Origin of the sequence: Bacillus sp. AFS077874 (genome assembly GCF_002566505.1) — a bacterium.
In the GTDB taxonomy this organism is placed as follows: Bacteria; Bacillota; Bacilli; order Bacillales; family Bacillaceae_G; genus Gottfriedia.
The window spans coordinates 46,080-62,788 of the sequence record NZ_NUYF01000004.1 but is presented as its reverse complement, the minus strand read 5'-3'; the positions used below and the strand labels follow the sequence as shown (position 1 = coordinate 62,788).

Here is a 16,709-nt window from a genome sequence, read left to right as displayed (position 1 = left end):
TTGGTGCGTTTTACCTATTTTAGCGGAATCTGTGTAGTATTCGGTGCATTTATTCGGTGCATTTTATCTATTTCAGCGGAACCTGTGTAGTATTTGGTGCATTTTCTGTTCATTTTGTGAAAATCCTTGATGTAATAACAATCCTGTGGTGCATTTTATGATAAAATAAGTAAAGTGATTTGATTTTTTGCACATTACTTGGTGCAGATTGAGAGGATGTTCTTGTCGGTGAAATATGAAAGAATACTAGATCATCAGATTTTAAACTATGAAATATTAAAAATTTGTATATTTGAAGAAACGAAACGACTATTTCAAGATCGCCAGTATATAATTGAGAAATGGAAAACTGAAGCCTATCATATGACAGAAGATGAGGTTAGGTATCAATCCCCATGTAGTGCAATGGGACCAAGCTTTAGAGCATTATTTTTCTTATTCACTCAGACTTTATATTTTGAAAAATATATAACAAAACAAATGATTATTGAAGCAGTTGAAAAATATGCGGACACCATCAGAGTGATATTAGCTGGCCACTTAATTAAGGAATTTCCTAATGATGAGGTAAAACGAAGCGTCAACGAAGAAAAAATTGATGATGTATTAAAACGTGATTATATTTATTCCAGTATGGATATGGACTTTCATCTGATGAGGGATATTGTAACAAAGAAAAAAGATTTTAAAAAAGGAGAAGAAGGCTATTTAGCAACAGAGATTATTGACAATCGTGGTAAAGTAAGAGGATTGGCTGAACTTAGACCTTTTGAGTCACAAAATATCGATTTAACTTCTGATCAGCAAGAAATGTGGCTAGAGTTGATTGAATCCACCATCCATTCATTGGATGAAATGACTGCGGACCTTTTTGATTTAATTACCTATTTATGGATGGTATCTCCAAAAAGCAGTGACGGTTACATTGAATTTCATAGTAACGATGCTCTGCGACTTAGAAATCTTAAAAAACGTTCAGCAAAAGGACAAGTGCTCGACTTTCGTGAAGAAGATCGATTCAATATCATGAAACGTGTTGCTGCCCTTTCGAGTATTTGGATATCTCTTGGCGATCAGAAAGTAAAAGTGGTGAATACTCAAGAAATTCAGGATAATGAGCTCTATAAATTTAAAGATTTTCAAAGAATGTTTGAAATTGGTAAAATACGTGTGGCATATGATAAAAAATCTGGTGAACCTAAAGGAATCTATGCGGTACAAGTAAAACCAACATCTGTTTTGACTCCATATTTAGATGGTCCTAACCGATCACTTGGTTTGTTAGATTTAAAAGTCTTTCAGTATAGTCATTTCACACAACGTGAACACAAGCGATTAACTCGATACTTAAACCTCCAATGGAAAATCAGAACCATTAAGCGCACATTGCAGCAACCATTTAAAGTATCAACTCTGTTAAAAGTAATAGATATCTCCGCACGTTACAATGGAGTACAAACGAGGGACAAGTTTGAAAACGTATTAGATGAATTACAAAAAGATGGCGTAATTAAAAGTTGGGACTATACGGAACCTGTGCATGAAGAACAAGTTGGTAAAAAAGGCTGGTTTCAAAATTATTGGTCTAAACTTAATTTGATCATTCTACCAACCGATATTGTCGTAAAAGAAAATCAAAAAAAATTGTTGGTAAATTCTAACTATACAGTTGATGAAAAAATAATCGAACGTATGCAAGAATTTAGTTATGACAAGATAGCTTCTCTAAGTAATGAAGAAATTCTCACACCACAATCAGAATTTGTTAGTAGTGAAATAGCTGCATCAGTTGAATATGAATCAGAAAAAAAAATGGATACTAAACCAACAATAAAGTCCGAGCAACAATCATTCGATCTTATTATTTCAACAGAGGTAACCCTTACACCTGAAAGCATGAAAGAGACGATTGTTGCCTTAAATATGAGTATCCGCCAGTCCGCAGAAGAAATGGGAATCGCGCACACTACCCTTTCTCGTTATATCCGAAAAGAAAATAAGCGACAAAATAAGAAAAATGATGAAAAGATGTTAAATTGGCTGAAAGATAAAGCAAGAAAATCAAAACTCTAACTACTGAAAATTGGTTAGAGTTTTTCTGTTTACTTTCCATCTTTATCATTAAAACTGGAAAGAAGCAACTGAATATCTGTTAATACATTATCGACTTCAATTAAAAATGGAATACAAAAGGATGGTTTCAACAAATAACTACTTAAAGTATATATGTTTATAGTATCATTAATATTACACTTATAAATATTGTTATTTTATATGTTGTAATATATGTCAATAATATAATTAATTATATTATTGGTGTTAAATCTCTTTATTTTTACCTGTATACCTAGAACTGCCTAGAAAATAAATATAAGGTATTTGTAATTGAAGAAATAAAAGTAAAAGAGCGCATATGAATACTCATTTATAGAGGATGGATCCTACATTTGAAGAAGGACCACTTAATAAACTAGGTAATTCATTTAGAAGAGCGTATTTCTTTTTTCAGAAATACGCCCGTTTGTAGAGGAACTTATCATTTAATTTTCTTTCTAATTTGGTATATGTAACTCTAACTCGCTCTGTCTAAGAGGAGAAATAATACCTTCTTCATATCTGTAGTTGATTACCTTAAACCAAACAGAACATCAGTAATTAGCTATTTACTTAGAAGCCTTTGAATTAGCAATTACCCCTTTCTTCTCAACATATACAGCTTTTAACATCGTATTGCTATGGATTTATAGCTTTAATTTTTACAGTTTTATTGTTAAAAAAGAATTGTGTCTGAATATTAATTTGAAGTTCTTCAAGTCTTTTCTAGTATCCTTCCCAACTTCAATATTGAATAAGTCAATTTGATCAACTACTTCTATCGATTTTCACACCACTTTCTTCCTATTATATATACCTATTCTGTTCTTCTTTTTATAATAGATTTATTAATTTTTCTTTAATATAATCTTCGATAGATAAATTCGATTCATTAGCAAGTCCACGTAATTGTTCTTTAATACTCTTTGGAACATTAATTGTAATACTTTCAATATCTGTTCCGAAATATACTCCATTATGTCTTATTTGTATGGCGCCCTCTTTTAATATTCTTTCAAGCAACAAAATAGTTTCTTGATAATTATCAAGAAGTTCATTATTCAATTGAACAAATACTGGTTTAATTTTAAGGATTATTTTATATGAGTCTTGTTCAATGTTGATGTTTTCCGCACCAATAAAATTATAAAGAAAATCAAATACCCGATACTCTTTACTATTTATATTATTAGGGATTTGTAATTCAAATATTGCAAAGACTTTCTTAGTAATTCGTTTGAAAGTAGGTACTTTATAGATCGGTTCATAACCATTATCTTTAATGGCTGATCCTATTATTTCTTTTCCATGGGCGGTTAATAATGTAGGGATATTATTATTTACATTTATAATGCGTCCGTAATCATTCGTGGTTTCATTTCTAAATGATTGGAATAAGTAAAATTGTTTATCCCTTGTAAAGAAGGATTTTCGTTTCGACTTACTCATATTTACATTATCAGATTCTTTTAAACTATCTAATGCTTTGTTAGAGACAAAATAGGTAGGTTTACCTTTATAATCAAATTTCGATGCGTCTAATGAGCCATGTTTAATATACTTTTGAAGTGTAGTTACATGTAAACCGACCATTTTTGATACTTCAGAAAGTGTATACCCCTCTGGTCGTTTAAATTCTCTTGAAAATTCTTCAACTACAACTCTATCAAACTGCAAAGTTCCTTCAATGCGCCAGTTATCTTCATACTTTGGCTTTAATTTACCTTCCCTTACATAATAGTAAATCATGTTTAAGGAAGGTTCTTTTCCCCACTCTTCAGTTAGGTAATTAATGACTTGTTTTGTTGTTAATACTTCTTCATTTTCAAGTTGTTGTTCTCTCAATTTTTTCCCTCTTCCATTTATTTAATAAAGTTTTTTGCATCCTAAGTAGTTTAGAAGTTTTATTTAACTGTTCCATTTCTTGGGTGAAAAATGGAATTATAAATATTATACTCAAGATTCGTATTTATGTATATTGCAAATAGGACTTTGAATATAAAGTTAAAATACGTAATATTTAATACTCAAATAAAGTAAAAGAATGGACTCTTTTATTACTTTTATAGTGATAAACATATGTATTAATTAAGCTAACTTTATGTTTTAACTCGATATACCATGCTTTAAAGTATAAGTATGGATATTAATATTTAAATAGTTTAATATAGTAAGAAACAATTAAATTTCTATTATTTGGTAAAGTATTGAAAGGAAGTGTGCATTAATGGAAGTACAAAGTTTATTTCCTGCTAATAAGAATTACGAAGTGTTAGTTAAGATAAATGACTATCCACTTTCATTAACAAATGAACAAATTCAGATTTTAGATCGTTCTCAGGAATTTGCAGAAAAGTATAAAGTAGATGTACATGAGGCGTTTTCTGATATTGATATGATTTATCGTTTTGTCTACCAGAAAAAAGAAATTGGAGATTTATATGAAACTGATAATGTTAGTGGTAGTAAAAATCTTCAAACACGAAAAACATATATAAAAGAACTCTTATTGTTTTATAACCATTTGGTTGAGAATAAACAAATCTTATTAGATGATACATTCCACATTGATAGTCCAAGTATTTTAAGAATACTTGAGCCAAGGCATCTATTTAATTACCAAAAATGGTTAATAGCAGCTCCACTAGGTCGAAATGGACAACCATATAAAAAAACCACCATAGCAAAAAAATTGGTGGTACTTAAAGGATTCTTCAAGTATTTATATGAGCAAAAATATACTGAACATCCCCTTCACTACTCACTTGTTTCAGTAAATGTTACTCGTAATGATCTACCGAATCGTGATATAGCTTATGAAGAAGTTAAACAAATTTTAGAGTTTTACAAGAACTCCCTTCTTCATTACCCAATACTGATTACACTAGCTACTTCAGGTCTACGTGCAGCTGAATTAGCTACTGCAAAATGGAAGGATATTTCAAAAGATCATCGTGGTTATTGGCTAAAAATTATGGGGAAAGGTCGTAAAGAGCGTGAAGTTTATATCATGGATTATGTATTTGATGCACTAGTAGAATTTAGAAAAAGAAAGGGATTAGGAATAGAATTAGATTCGTTAGATGATTCCTATTTAATTTTAACTAGTAAAATGAAACCTTATAGCCCAAATCATTTATCTAAGTTTGTATCTGAAATGATCAGTCGAACAAAGTTGCCGTTCTTACAACATCATACACGCCACGGAAAAATCTCGGCCCATTTTTTTCGTCATTTCTATGCTATATTCAGCAGAGAAAATGGGGCAGATATCTACTCTATTTCAACGTCACTCGGCCACGAAAATATAAAAACAACCCAGATTTACCTGGCAAAACATGAAAAACGAGATACAAATGTTGGTTTAGTATGGAAGAATAATATTACATTCTGAGTTTCATTCTAAACATATATAATAGAAGAAACTGAATAAACCTAAAAAAAAGTAAGTGTTTAAGATACTTTCTTTTTTTAAATTTAATTGAAAAAATAATTGTAACTAAAGACAAAACTTTTGATAAAGGATTAGTTAAAAAGACAACAGTATAAATACTGTTGTCTACAGTCTGAAACCACTTAAAGTGGTTTTTTAATCACGCATTGCCCCTGCCTCACGAGAAGTCATTGCTCCTTGTCCTTGGCTTACATCATTTTGGATTTGTTGTTTTACTTTTTGCGGATTCGTTCCTGATTTCATATTCGTACCCATATTCCCTTTACCTTGTTGATTCTGTGGCATAAAATCCCTCCTTTATTAATTGTTTAACAATTTTATTATTTACAATAAATGTCGTTATATCCGGGAATTTGAGCTAAAAAATAATTCCTAATTGAATATAAAATAGTTTGACTATTCAGATTTAACAATCTATAATCATATTAAACTAACTACCGATAGTTAATATTAAAAACAAAAAAATAGGAGATGATTTTTTATGAAATATCCACTTTCCCCTGATGTAAAACCTGAGTTTTGTACAACTGGAACGTTTATGAGATTACCGTCTGCAAAAGAAAATGTGAAATTAGCAATCGTTGGTATGCCTTTTGATACGGCTGCATCGTTTCGTGTGGGTGCTCGTTTTGCACCTCAAGCAATTCGCCAAGCTTCTATGACCCTATTTCCATATCATCCAATTCACAAGGTATATCCATTTGATGATAGCAATGCAATCGATATTGGAGATGTGTCCGTTATTCCGCATAATATCCACCGTAGTTATAAAATAATTGAAGATGCGTTGTTTAAATTAATGGATCAAAATATTATCCCAATCGCCTTAGGTGGTGACCATTCGATTACGCTTGCAAACCTTAGAGCAGCAGCTAAAAAGCATGGGCCAGTTGCAATGATTCATTTTGATTCACATACTGACACTTGGGATACTTATTATGACGAAAAATACTGGCACGGCTCTCCTTTCATTCGAGCTCATGAAGAAGGATTACTCATTCCAAACAAGGTTTTCCAATTAGGAATTCGAGGTACATTGAATCATCCTGGAGATATCGATGCTAGTCATGAGTTAGGCTACAATGTTATTACAACTCCTGATATGTATGAACGAGGTTTTGAAGATATTTTAAGAGAATTGAAAGAAGTAATTGGTGATACTCCATGTTTCTTAACGTTTGATATTGATTTTGTCGATCCTTCTTGTGCGCCTGGAACTGGAACACTAGAAGTAGGCGGATACAATAGTATGGAGACTTTAAAAATGATCCGATCATTAACTGACTTCAATTTTATTGGATTTGATTTAGTTGAAGTACTTCCATCCTATGATCCCACTCAAATTACATCACTATTAGCAGCTACTCTTGTTCATGAATTTGCTAGCTTAGCTACATTGCGAATCAATAAAATGAACAAATAAAAATGGTAACTATACTTTTGGAAAGAGTTGATAAATTGAATGAATAATTCTCCAATATTAAAACGTTCACTTTCCTTAGGACACGTAATTTTATTCGGACTATCATTTATGGCACCCATCACAGTTTTTACCACTTATGGTATTGCAATTAAAACAACGAATGGAATGATTCCAACAGCATATTTAATTTCACTTGTTGTTATGTTATTTACTGCTTACAGCTATGGAAAAATGGTGAAAGAGTTTCCTACGACTGGTTCAGCCTATACTTATGTTCAAAAAGGAATAAATCCATCAGTTGGATTTCTTGTAGGATGGGTTATTTTATTAGACTATTTGCTTAGCCCAATGATTAGTGCTTTATTATTTGGAATTTTTATTCATGCTTATTTACCGATTATTCCTGTTTCTATTTGCATTTTTATATTTGTAATCACCGTTACGCTTATTAATATTCTTGGAATAAAATTCGCTACAAATGTAAGCGCTATATTACTTGCACTACAAATTCTTTTCATCGTTCTGTTTTGTCTTTTTAGTATAAAAGGATTAATCGATGGGAAAGGAACAGGAGATTTATTATCGACTACCCCATTCCTTGATCCAAAAGTTCATTTTTCAAATCTGCTATCGATTGTTCCATTACTATGTTTTAGCTTTTTAGGTTTTGATGCTGTAACAACTTTAGCTGAGGAAACTCAAAATCCAAAAAAATCATTACCTAAGGCAATCTATTTGATTACAATCATCGGTGGCATTTTATTTATTGCTTCTACTTATTTTGCTCAAAGCATTTATCCGAACTTTACATCTTTTAAAGATCCTGACTCAGCAGTAGTAGACATATTTATGTATGTTGGTGGAAATATATTAAATTCCTTTTTCCTAAGTGTGACAGTCACTGCTGCTATTTCCTCTGCTGTAGCTTCGGGTGGTAGTGGTGCTAGAGTTTTATATGCGATGGGTCGTGAAAATATCCTTCCTAATCGTATCTTTGGTTATATCTCCCAAAGATATAGGACTCCAATTTTCAATATTATTATAATTGGTTGTATTTCATTGACAGCACTTTTCTTAGATTTAGATACAGCAGCTGCCTTTATTAATTTTGGAGCCCTATTCGCATTTACCTTTGTTAATCTTTCAGTGATTAATCATTTTATAGGTAGAAAAAAACAGAGAAATCTTAAAGGAATGATATTGTATGGTGTTATTCCGTTCATCGGTGCAGCCATCACTGCATTATTTTGGTCAAAATTAGATATTCATTCGATGGTATTAGGTAGTATTTGGCTAACTACTGGTCTAATTTATTTACTTTACTTAACAAAATTTTTCAGACAACGGCCCCCTGAATTAGACTTTAATGAAACAAATTTAGATGTTCAATTGTAAAATTACCAGATAAGGAGATTAATATGAAAGCTGATATTGTCCTATCTAGCGAAGCTGTTTTTACTGGGCTTGAGGATAAACCAAGACCTTTAGCAGTCGCTATATTAGAAAACCGAATTATTTCAGTCGCACCTATTGAAGAGATGAATACGCTTATTGGCGAACATACAATTATCCAACATTTTGGGAATCAATTGATTATGCCCGGTTTCCACGACTCTCACGTTCATGCAATGATGGGGAGTCTCTCATTAGAAAGTGTCAATCTTTTTAGTGCGCGCTCAGAATTAGAAGCTGTTAAGATCGTTAAAGAATTTTCGAAATCTATTCCTGAAAATGACTGGATTATTGGTTTTATGTGGGATTCCAGCTATTGGGAAAACAAAAAATTTCCGACTCGTTTTTCTTTAGATGAGGTATTTCCAAATCGTCCTGTTGTTTTATTCCATGCTGAGGGTCACTATACTTGGGTGAACTCTAAAGCTTTAAATATCGCTAATATAAATAAACAGACTAAAAACCCGCCAAACGGTATCATTGAAAGGTCTTCCAATGGAGAGCCTACAGGAATTCTAATTGAAGAAGCTTCTTCACTCATTACAAAATATGCATATGATTTTACAAAAGATAAAAAAAGAGAATTATTTAGAGGCTTCCTAAAAGAAGCTAGCCGTAATGGTGTAACTTCAGTAAATAATTTATATGGCACTGAAACGTTGAGTCTATTAGATGACTTTGAAATCTTTAAAGAATTTGAACTAAAAGATGAACTTCCAGTAAGAATGCATCTCTATCCTGTTTTGAACGGAGATATTAAAGAAGCCCTACATTTAAGGGAAAGATATCAATCTGATAAATTAAGAGTTTCCGGCTTAAAACAATTTATAGATGGTGTCGTGACTAGCCGCACAGCTTTTATGTTAGAGCCATATTCGGATTCTCCTGAAACTTTTGGGTTACCTGCACATTCAATTGAAGATTTAAAAAATTGGGTTGTTGATGCAGATTATCATGGATTTAATATTCGGTTTCATGCTATTGGCGATGCTGCAATCCGTTTGGCGCTTGATTCATATGAAAATGCACAAAATATAAACGGTAAAAGAGACTCACGTCATTCGATTGAACATATTGAGGTCATTCATCCAGATGATATTTCACGATTTGCTACATTAGGTGTAATTGCTTCGATGCAACCAGATCACTTTGCCCTATCAGAGAGAGAGACATATACTGAACGAATAGGTCCTAAACGCGAAAAATATGTATTTGCCATTAATTCAATTAAAAAGACGGGAGCCCAACTTTCTTTTGGAACTGATTTCCCAATTGATTCGTTTAATCCTTTACTGCAAATCTATCGAGCTATTACTCGAATTGATAGTAGTGGCAAGGCAGTTTGGATTCCTGAAGAATGTATCACCCTATCAGATGCATTAAAAGCTTATACATACGGCTCTGCTTTTGGTACATCAAGAGAACAGGAACTTGGGACAATTCTAGAAGGAAAACTTGCTGATATTGTTGTGCTAGATCGAAATCTGTTTCAGATGCAAAAAGAAGAAATTCTTGAAGCTTCAGTTCAAATGACAATTAGTGACGGAAAAATTGTCTATTTAAAAGATAAAACTCTCTCTACAATAAAATAATAAAATTAGCTCTGTTTTAAAATAGAATTAGTAAAAATTTCTTGAGGTGAGATATATGCTTTCGAAACATCATTCAATTCAAGAGATCAATTAGAGATGATTGCACTTGATCAACTTGTACCCGACAATCACTTAGTACGAAAAATAGAATCATCAATTGATTTTTCATTTATTTATGATTTGGTGAAAGACATGTATTCTCCTGTTGGTCGTCCAAGCATCGATCCAGTTATTTTAATTAAGTTAACTTTTATTCAATATACATTTGGCATTCGCTCCATGCGCAAAACGATTGAAGAAGTGGAAACAAACATGGCTTATCGTTGGTTTTTAGGCTATGGCTTTTACGATAAAGTACCTCACTTTTCAACCTTTAGTAAAAACTATGAGCGTCGCTTTCAAGATTCCGATTTATTTGAACAGATTTTCTATCGTATTTTGAAATTGGCTGCGTTTCATTGATTCTACCCATGTGAAAGCGAGTGCGAATAAGCATAAATTCGAAAAGAAAGTCGTTCGTAAAGAGACCCGAGCTTACCAGGAACAGCTTCAAACAGAAATAAATCAAGATCGTGAAGACCATGGAAAAAAGCCGTTTCCCCCGGACAAGTTTGAGAAAGAAGAAGAAAAAGAAATCAAAGAGAGTACAACTGATTCGGAAAGTGACTATTATGTAAAAGATGAAAGGACCAAACAATTTGCCTACTCTTTTCATGCAGCTTCAGACCGAAATGGCTTTATCTTAGGAAGTATAGTGACTCCGGGGAACGTACATGATAGTCAAATTTTGGAACCATTAGTAAAAAAAGTAGTTGACAAAGTAGGAAAACCAGCTGCGGTTACGGCAGACGCAGGATACAAAACACCAGCTATTGCGAAATTCTTGATTGATAACGAAATGACACCAGCTTTACCTTACACAAGACCACGAACAAAAGAAGGTTTTTTTCGAAAACAAGAGTATGTTTATGATGAGCATTGTTACCTTTGTCCTGCAGGAGAAGTTTTGAAATATTCAACTACTAAGAAAGAAGGTTATCGTGAATACAAATCACCTAAAAAGATTTGTGCGACATGCCCTTTTTTAGCACAATGTACGGAGAGCAAGGATCATCAAAAAGTGGTGACTCGTCACATTTTGCAAGAATACATCGAGGAAGCAGAGCATCTGCGTCATCATGAAGAAGTAAAACCAATCTATGCGAAGCGAAAAGAAACGATTGAACGTGTTTTCGCAGATGCGAAAGAAAAGCATGGCATGTGATGGACAACTTTAAGGGGACTTAAAAAATTGTCGATGCAGGCGATGCTTACTTTTGCATCCATGAATTTAAAAAAGATGGCCACCTCGACTTGGAGTGGTCCAAAAATAGCATAATAAATGGAATAGTAATCACTGCATCTAACATCAAAATCCAATTATACTTCTTAAGGTTTGCTTCAACTTTTTGCAGTTCATCTACTGAACTATTTTTAAGAGGTTTCAATTAGTCAGCCTTCTTTCTGAAAACTTTATGTCAAAAGGATGAAGTTATTATAATCTACAGCTGTCTATTTAATGTGAATTTACGATAAATTTAAAGTACGATATATATACTTCCATCTTCATTCCCACTTTTAACCATTTTATCCAAAAACTATATATTTTAAGATAAAACACCTAATTAATTAGTTCTTTTATCCTAAATTGTATTAGAAAGTGGACATAAAAAAAGAGACTCATTTCTGTACGAGTCTCTCAACTTTATCTAATATCTTAATACTTATCTTGTATACCCACCAAGGCTTTGTTCAGCCATTTGAACTAATCGTTTTGTAATCTCTCCACCAACAGAACCGTTTGCACGAGCAGTTGAATCTGGTCCTAAATGTACTCCAAACTCTGTAGCTATTTCCATTTTCATTCCGTCAATTGCAGATTGAGCATTTGGTGCAGCATATTGATTTGAAGATCTGTTTGCCATGATATTTTAGCTCCTTTAATATTAGTTTGTCTGATAAGAGATTATCAGATTGGAGTTAGTATTGCTCTAAAATTAATAACTATTCAAATTAATTAAAATTACCCATAAATAGAAAAAATGAGCTATTACAACGTTCCGCCTTTTGAAATACAAGCGGTTAGAGTATGTTCCAGACTTGATCCTGCGACCCCTACCCTGTCAATTACAGAGTACGAGGATTATTCAGTATTACTGAATATTTTAGGTCGTTTAAGTCCATTTAATCAAGCGGTCGATGTAAATTTATGCACCGTTAGTCTGTTATTTCTATTGCTTCTAGTAAGTCCGTGCAATTTTTGTGCAATGGAAAAGTAATAGCTTGATTACGTGGTAGGGTGTTCTTCATTCTTTTCTAAAAAAAGACGATCAACTTAACAAATTATTTTATGACCGTCTCATATGTATTAGCGCCAAGTTCATCAATATGTTATTAATAGATTTAAATACAATAGATTTAATTGAACATGCTTTTCGTTCTGATAACTACAATCCGGTCTTGGAACATCAAACTCATTTTCGTTGTTTGTCACTTAATTTTTTTTGTGAGGATATGTATGCTTACTATTAATTAACTTTCGTAAATCTCCACGAATAAACGCATCTTTCATCTCTTTTGGACGAAATGGAATGAATGGTGCTAAATATGGAACGCCTAATGATTTTAGTGACGCCATATAAATTAACAAGATTACTAATCCAATGATGATACCTTTTAAGCCAAAAAAGAAACCCAAAAATAGAAAGGTAATCCTCAATGTTAAAACCGACCCATATAAACCACCAGCAGCAATTGCGATACTAGATAAAAAATTAATTCCTACAATGATTAAAGTAATTGAATGAATTATTTTTGCAGTAACCGCAGTTTGTCCTATTACAATTGCACCAATCAGTGAAACAATAATGACTGTGGATTTTGGTATACGTAGGGACGCTTCTGTCAGTAATTGAAATATAATCATTACGAAAATAATTTCCAATATTGCAGGAAGAAGTGTATCCGATTTTTCGAAAAATATTTTTGCGAAGTGGTCAGGAACCCATTCATGATGAAATCGAACAATCGTTATATACATTCCCAATAAAATAATTGAAAAAAACCAGCTAAAAAAACGCAAAAAACGGTTTCCATATCGTCCAGATTTTGAATTATATTCATCTGGTTGATGAAAATAGTGAAGAAAAAGAGTAGGAACAATAAGTGTATAAGGAATACCATTAACAAGAACGGCAACTCTCCCCTCATATAATGCCGAAACTGCGACATCAGGTCGTTCACATGTAAAAACAAGTGGAAATAATGTTTTTTTCCCTTCTAAAGCGTCTTCAATAACTCGTGCTTCTAATAAATAAGTAACATCAATCTCTTTTATTTTTTTTCTTGTTTCATCTAAAACGGTTTGATCAACGTATCCGTCCATATAAATTATGGCTACATCCGTCTTTGTCTCATTACCAACTTGTAAATTTTCAACACTAAGCTTATGTGACTGTACCATGTTTCTGAGTAAATTGACATTCACCTTTATTTGCTCATTAAAACCTACTAATGAACCTTTTATCGACCTTTGAGTATCAGGTTCGTTGATGGATCTCATTTGCCAATCAGAAGTATCTGCTAAAATCCCCTCAGGATAACCATCAATTAATACTAATGACTTCCCTTTGGTTAAACCAGCCAATATTTCATCAAAAGTTGTAATTTTGATTACATCGACAATTGAAAGGTGACGAGAAATGATAGCATCAATACTTTCAAATTTTATGATTCTTAGTAAAGGTGTAAGGATATTATCTTGAATGTTTTGTGTATTCGTTATGCCATCTAAATAAATAATGACAGAGTCTCGAATAATTTCATCATTAACCGTAAACTGTCTAATTTTCAGATCTGAAGAAAAATTGAATTTTTCTTTTAAATACTGAATATTCTTATCTAAACTAACCGAAATAGTTGATTGTTCTAAGTTATTCACATACTTGCTCCTATGACGTTTTTTTGTTAGTATGAGCAGTTTTTTCCATATTATGTAGTTGACCTAAATTCACCAATTTATCTTCTAACCTTAAAAAATTAACAAATAGAAAACAAAGAAATGCTCAATACTCAAACCTTATGGTTTGAGCAGCCATTTCAGGCCCCACTTTTCGCTGGAATAAAAAATCAATGGAACAACATATACCGTTATTGTTGAAAACTAGTGAAAATATTTCTAATACGTTATATTAAAGGAAGTTTTCACCATACTAGCAAAATAGTATATTATAAGAAAAACCGGGCAAAAATTAAAGTGTACCCATTGTAAAGGACATTTTAAAAAAGTCTATGCAACTTTAAGCAGATGATCTCTGAATTGAACGAGGGCACTGAAAAAGTCCCTATAAAAAATCCCCATTCCTCATGATTTTTGAGGAATGGGGATTTTTTCATCGTATAATTAAGATATCAATCTTAAGCAGGTGTTATGAATGGTTCTAATAAAATGAGCTGACTCTTTACAGCTCATTCTCATTTGTTAAATTATTTTATATCTTCTTTCCTTATCGGAAGGAGCTGCTAACTTACCCTCACTTACTAATTCTCTCATGATTTGGACTAGTTCCCCCATATCGCCACAAACTTCTTTCAAGATAGAACGTAACCTAGTATCATTTGTTTGAATAATAAAATTCCAAACTATTTCCTTCTTTGAAGGCGGTAAATTTGAAGTTGGTAAAGTATATTTTTCTTTGCCACTATTTGTTTTTGAAGTGGTAAGTTGCTCAATTATTTCATCTACTTCACTATCTGTTGGGGCGACTAGACAGCTTTGTAGACGCATAAAGTTTTCTTTACTTTCTAATTGAGCAACACTATCTCCTTTCCCTATTAGTTTAAATGGTGGTTTACCATCAAGTACGGTTTTGTAATCATGTGTACTAGTAAGTCTAAATACCAATCGACTAGGGAGATTTGCTTTGACTAAACCTGACACCACATCAACCGATGGTCTTTGAGTACAAATGCACAAAAAGATACCTGCAGCTCGGCTTTTCTGAGCTAATAAACAGACGTAATCTTCAACTGATTTATCGTACAGAAATAAGTCTGCAAATTCATCAATTATGACAACGATGTTCTTTATAGTATGATTTTTCTTACGATAATGACTTATATTGCGAACTTTTTCTTTTTTAAATAATTCATATCGTTTTTCCATTTCTTGAACTAACGAACTTAATAAACTGATTGCTTCTTCAGATTTTGTAATGACTCGTTCAACCAGATATGCCATTGACTTAATTCGTATTCAGACATGATATTGCTATGAATATAGGATAAACTGGAAGGTTCATTTACTTTCTTCACTTTCCAGTCTCCTAATAATTTCTCTAATCGGTGAAATAGACTTGGAGAACAAGAAAATGTAATACAGACTCGGTAAAGTGCACTAGTTGCTTTAAGTTCCATTCCATCTAATAGCGCTCTTTCACTACAACTTATTACGTCGATTACTTTCCGTTGAACATACCGAATAGGCAGTTATGGAAAATAATAAAATCAGCCAGTGAATTTTATCCCTCCATAACCAAAATCGTCATTCATTAGGAGTATTCCAATACTTTACGATTTTGGTCATAATTGATTTTAAATTTCCAATACTTAGTTCATAAATAAAGTCTGAAACCAAAATTTCTAAAACATCTTCCACTGAATAAAAGACGTTATAAATTTCTTCAATCTCCATTAATAAAACTTCAAATTTTAGCGCTTCTTCCCTCTGAATCGTACAAGAAACCTCCACTACAAATTCATCTTTTAGATGTTTTTGTTTCCCTCCTGAAAGTAATTGTAATCGTTTATCTCTGCTTGATATTAACTTGTACATTTTCAGTAGATCACCATTATTTTTTCTAATATTACGCATGAAGTCTTCATATAAAATTGTGATAAAATCTTCCATTGAAAATTTATATTCAGCTAGTTCTTCGACATCTGAACAAAATACTTTTGCTCGTAAATAGTCCTTTGATGGTATCTCAAATTTAAATGGATATTCCTTATATAATTTGACCCTCTTTTTAAAAGAAAAGAATCCGAGTTTTTTCCCTTCAAGATAATCTAATTCTGTACCAATGATATCGTAGTCACTATAAATATTGCTCATATCAAATGGCCTTCTTTCCTTAAACTATTTACGATTACCCGATGAGCTGCTTTACGAATGCTACAGTCCCATTGAATACAATAATTTTGCAACTGAATAAAAGTTTCTTGGTCAATTTTCGCTACTACTTTATGAGAAGACTGTGGGTATTCAACGTCGTCAAATTCATTCATTCGATATAATGCTTCTGTTAGGATATCGGTTGTTAAGACGGTAGGATAAGTGTTATATTGAAAACTTAATTTTTTTATTAGCTGCTTCGCTTCTAAACTTAACGGGATACGAATGTCCTTCTTCTTATCACTCCTTACTTTACGAACTTTTCGAACCTGTTGAGCTTGCACGGGCTCAGTTTTTATATTTTTTTCTTTCCGATCATTAAACATTGGATTAAATGAGACCATTTAATTCCCCCTCTCTATTAAGCAAACTTTCGTGTTATTTTTTTATTTAAGTTAGGGTTATCGGGTCAAAATGTCATAGTGTCTTGTGAAATTTATACGATAGTAGTGGACAAGATAGAACTTAAATTGAAGAAAAGTT

The 16,709-nt window shown here is 32.4% G+C and carries 12 protein-coding genes and 1 pseudogene; 6 read left to right on the top strand and 7 right to left on the bottom strand.

Annotated elements, in window-relative coordinates:
* Nucleotides 1-228: 228 nt before the first annotated feature.
* The gene (locus COJ46_RS01475; protein ID WP_097974326.1) at nucleotides 229-2,073 is read left to right on the top strand and encodes a hypothetical protein; all 1,845 of its coding nucleotides are present in this window, start codon (nucleotides 229-231) and stop codon (nucleotides 2,071-2,073) included.
* A gap of 855 nt (nucleotides 2,074-2,928) precedes the next feature.
* Here the strand turns inward: COJ46_RS01475 and COJ46_RS01470 are convergent.
* Nucleotides 2,929-3,939 (bottom strand): helix-turn-helix domain-containing protein, encoded by a 1,011-nt coding sequence (locus COJ46_RS01470; protein ID WP_097974328.1) that lies wholly within the window; start codon nucleotides 3,937-3,939, stop codon nucleotides 2,929-2,931.
* 382 nt (nucleotides 3,940-4,321) lie between these two features.
* On the opposite strand from COJ46_RS01470, the gene COJ46_RS01465 reads away from it, so the two are divergent.
* Entirely contained in the window at nucleotides 4,322-5,488 is a 1,167-nt protein-coding gene (locus COJ46_RS01465) for a tyrosine-type recombinase/integrase (RefSeq protein WP_097974329.1), read from the top strand.
* 195 nt (nucleotides 5,489-5,683) lie between these two features.
* Here the strand turns inward: COJ46_RS01465 and COJ46_RS24270 are convergent, their stop codons facing one another.
* Entirely contained in the window at nucleotides 5,684-5,833 is a 150-nt protein-coding gene (locus COJ46_RS24270; RefSeq protein WP_176522459.1) for a hypothetical protein, read from the bottom strand.
* A gap of 196 nt (nucleotides 5,834-6,029) precedes the next feature.
* Here COJ46_RS24270 and speB point away from each other — a divergent pair, with 196 nt between their 5' ends.
* The 4 genes and pseudogenes from speB (at nucleotide 6,030) to COJ46_RS01445 (ending at nucleotide 11,393) form a co-directional block, all read left to right on the top strand.
* On the top strand, nucleotides 6,030-6,971 hold the full coding sequence (gene speB / locus COJ46_RS01460; RefSeq protein ID WP_097974331.1) for an agmatinase: 942 nt from the start codon (nucleotides 6,030-6,032) through the stop codon (nucleotides 6,969-6,971).
* 39 nt (nucleotides 6,972-7,010) lie between these two features.
* Nucleotides 7,011-8,366 (top strand): APC family permease, encoded by a 1,356-nt coding sequence (locus tag COJ46_RS01455; RefSeq protein ID WP_097974333.1) that lies wholly within the window; start codon nucleotides 7,011-7,013, stop codon nucleotides 8,364-8,366.
* Nucleotides 8,367-8,389: 23 nt separating this feature from the next.
* A complete protein-coding gene (locus tag COJ46_RS01450; RefSeq protein ID WP_097974335.1) occupies nucleotides 8,390-10,015 on the top strand; it encodes an amidohydrolase in 1,626 nt (541 codons plus the stop codon).
* Nucleotides 10,016-10,070: 55 nt separating this feature from the next.
* Nucleotides 10,071-11,393 (top strand): annotated as a pseudogene (locus tag COJ46_RS01445) (IS1182 family transposase).
* Nucleotides 11,394-11,778: 385 nt separating this feature from the next.
* Here COJ46_RS01445 and COJ46_RS01440 read toward each other — a convergent pair.
* The 5 genes from COJ46_RS01440 to COJ46_RS01420 all read right to left on the bottom strand — a co-directional run bounded on the left by COJ46_RS01440 (nucleotide 11,779) and on the right by COJ46_RS01420 (nucleotide 16,570).
* On the bottom strand, nucleotides 11,779-11,979 hold the full coding sequence (locus tag COJ46_RS01440; protein ID WP_097974336.1) for an alpha/beta-type small acid-soluble spore protein: 201 nt from the start codon (nucleotides 11,977-11,979) through the stop codon (nucleotides 11,779-11,781).
* A 569-nt stretch (nucleotides 11,980-12,548) separates the two neighbouring features.
* Nucleotides 12,549-13,994, bottom strand: coding sequence for a spore germination protein (locus COJ46_RS01435; RefSeq protein ID WP_176522460.1), 1,446 nt, complete (start codon nucleotides 13,992-13,994; stop codon nucleotides 12,549-12,551).
* Between the two features lie 540 nt (nucleotides 13,995-14,534).
* On the bottom strand, nucleotides 14,535-15,293 hold the full coding sequence (locus tag COJ46_RS01430) for an FtsK/SpoIIIE domain-containing protein (protein ID WP_097974340.1): 759 nt from the start codon (nucleotides 15,291-15,293) through the stop codon (nucleotides 14,535-14,537).
* 303 nt (nucleotides 15,294-15,596) lie between these two features.
* Complete coding sequence (locus COJ46_RS01425) at nucleotides 15,597-16,166, bottom strand: hypothetical protein (protein WP_097974342.1); 570 nt, start codon at nucleotides 16,164-16,166, stop codon at nucleotides 15,597-15,599.
* The gene (locus tag COJ46_RS01420) at nucleotides 16,163-16,570 is read right to left on the bottom strand and encodes a hypothetical protein (RefSeq protein ID WP_097974344.1); all 408 of its coding nucleotides are present in this window, start codon (nucleotides 16,568-16,570) and stop codon (nucleotides 16,163-16,165) included. Before COJ46_RS01420 ends, COJ46_RS01425 begins: the two co-directional genes overlap by 4 nt.
* Nucleotides 16,571-16,709 lie beyond the last annotated feature (139 nt).

Excerpts from the sequence above, each read along its gene's own strand:
- COJ46_RS01440 (WP_097974336.1), bottom strand. The coding sequence starts at position 11,979 with ATGGCAAACAGATCTTCAAATCAATATGCTGCACCAAATGCTCAATCT.
- speB (WP_097974331.1), top strand. The coding sequence starts at position 6,030 with ATGAAATATCCACTTTCCCCTGATGTAAAACCTGAGTTTTGTACAACT.
- COJ46_RS01455 (WP_097974333.1), top strand. The coding sequence starts at position 7,011 with ATGAATAATTCTCCAATATTAAAACGTTCACTTTCCTTAGGACACGTA.
- COJ46_RS24270 (WP_176522459.1), bottom strand. The coding sequence starts at position 5,833 with ATGCCACAGAATCAACAAGGTAAAGGGAATATGGGTACGAATATGAAA.
- COJ46_RS01425 (WP_097974342.1), bottom strand. The coding sequence starts at position 16,166 with ATGAGCAATATTTATAGTGACTACGATATCATTGGTACAGAATTAGAT.
- COJ46_RS01430 (WP_097974340.1), bottom strand. The coding sequence starts at position 15,293 with ATGGCATATCTGGTTGAACGAGTCATTACAAAATCTGAAGAAGCAATC.
- COJ46_RS01465 (WP_097974329.1), top strand. The coding sequence starts at position 4,322 with ATGGAAGTACAAAGTTTATTTCCTGCTAATAAGAATTACGAAGTGTTA.
- COJ46_RS01450 (WP_097974335.1), top strand. The coding sequence starts at position 8,390 with ATGAAAGCTGATATTGTCCTATCTAGCGAAGCTGTTTTTACTGGGCTT.
- COJ46_RS01420 (WP_097974344.1), bottom strand. The coding sequence starts at position 16,570 with ATGGTCTCATTTAATCCAATGTTTAATGATCGGAAAGAAAAAAATATA.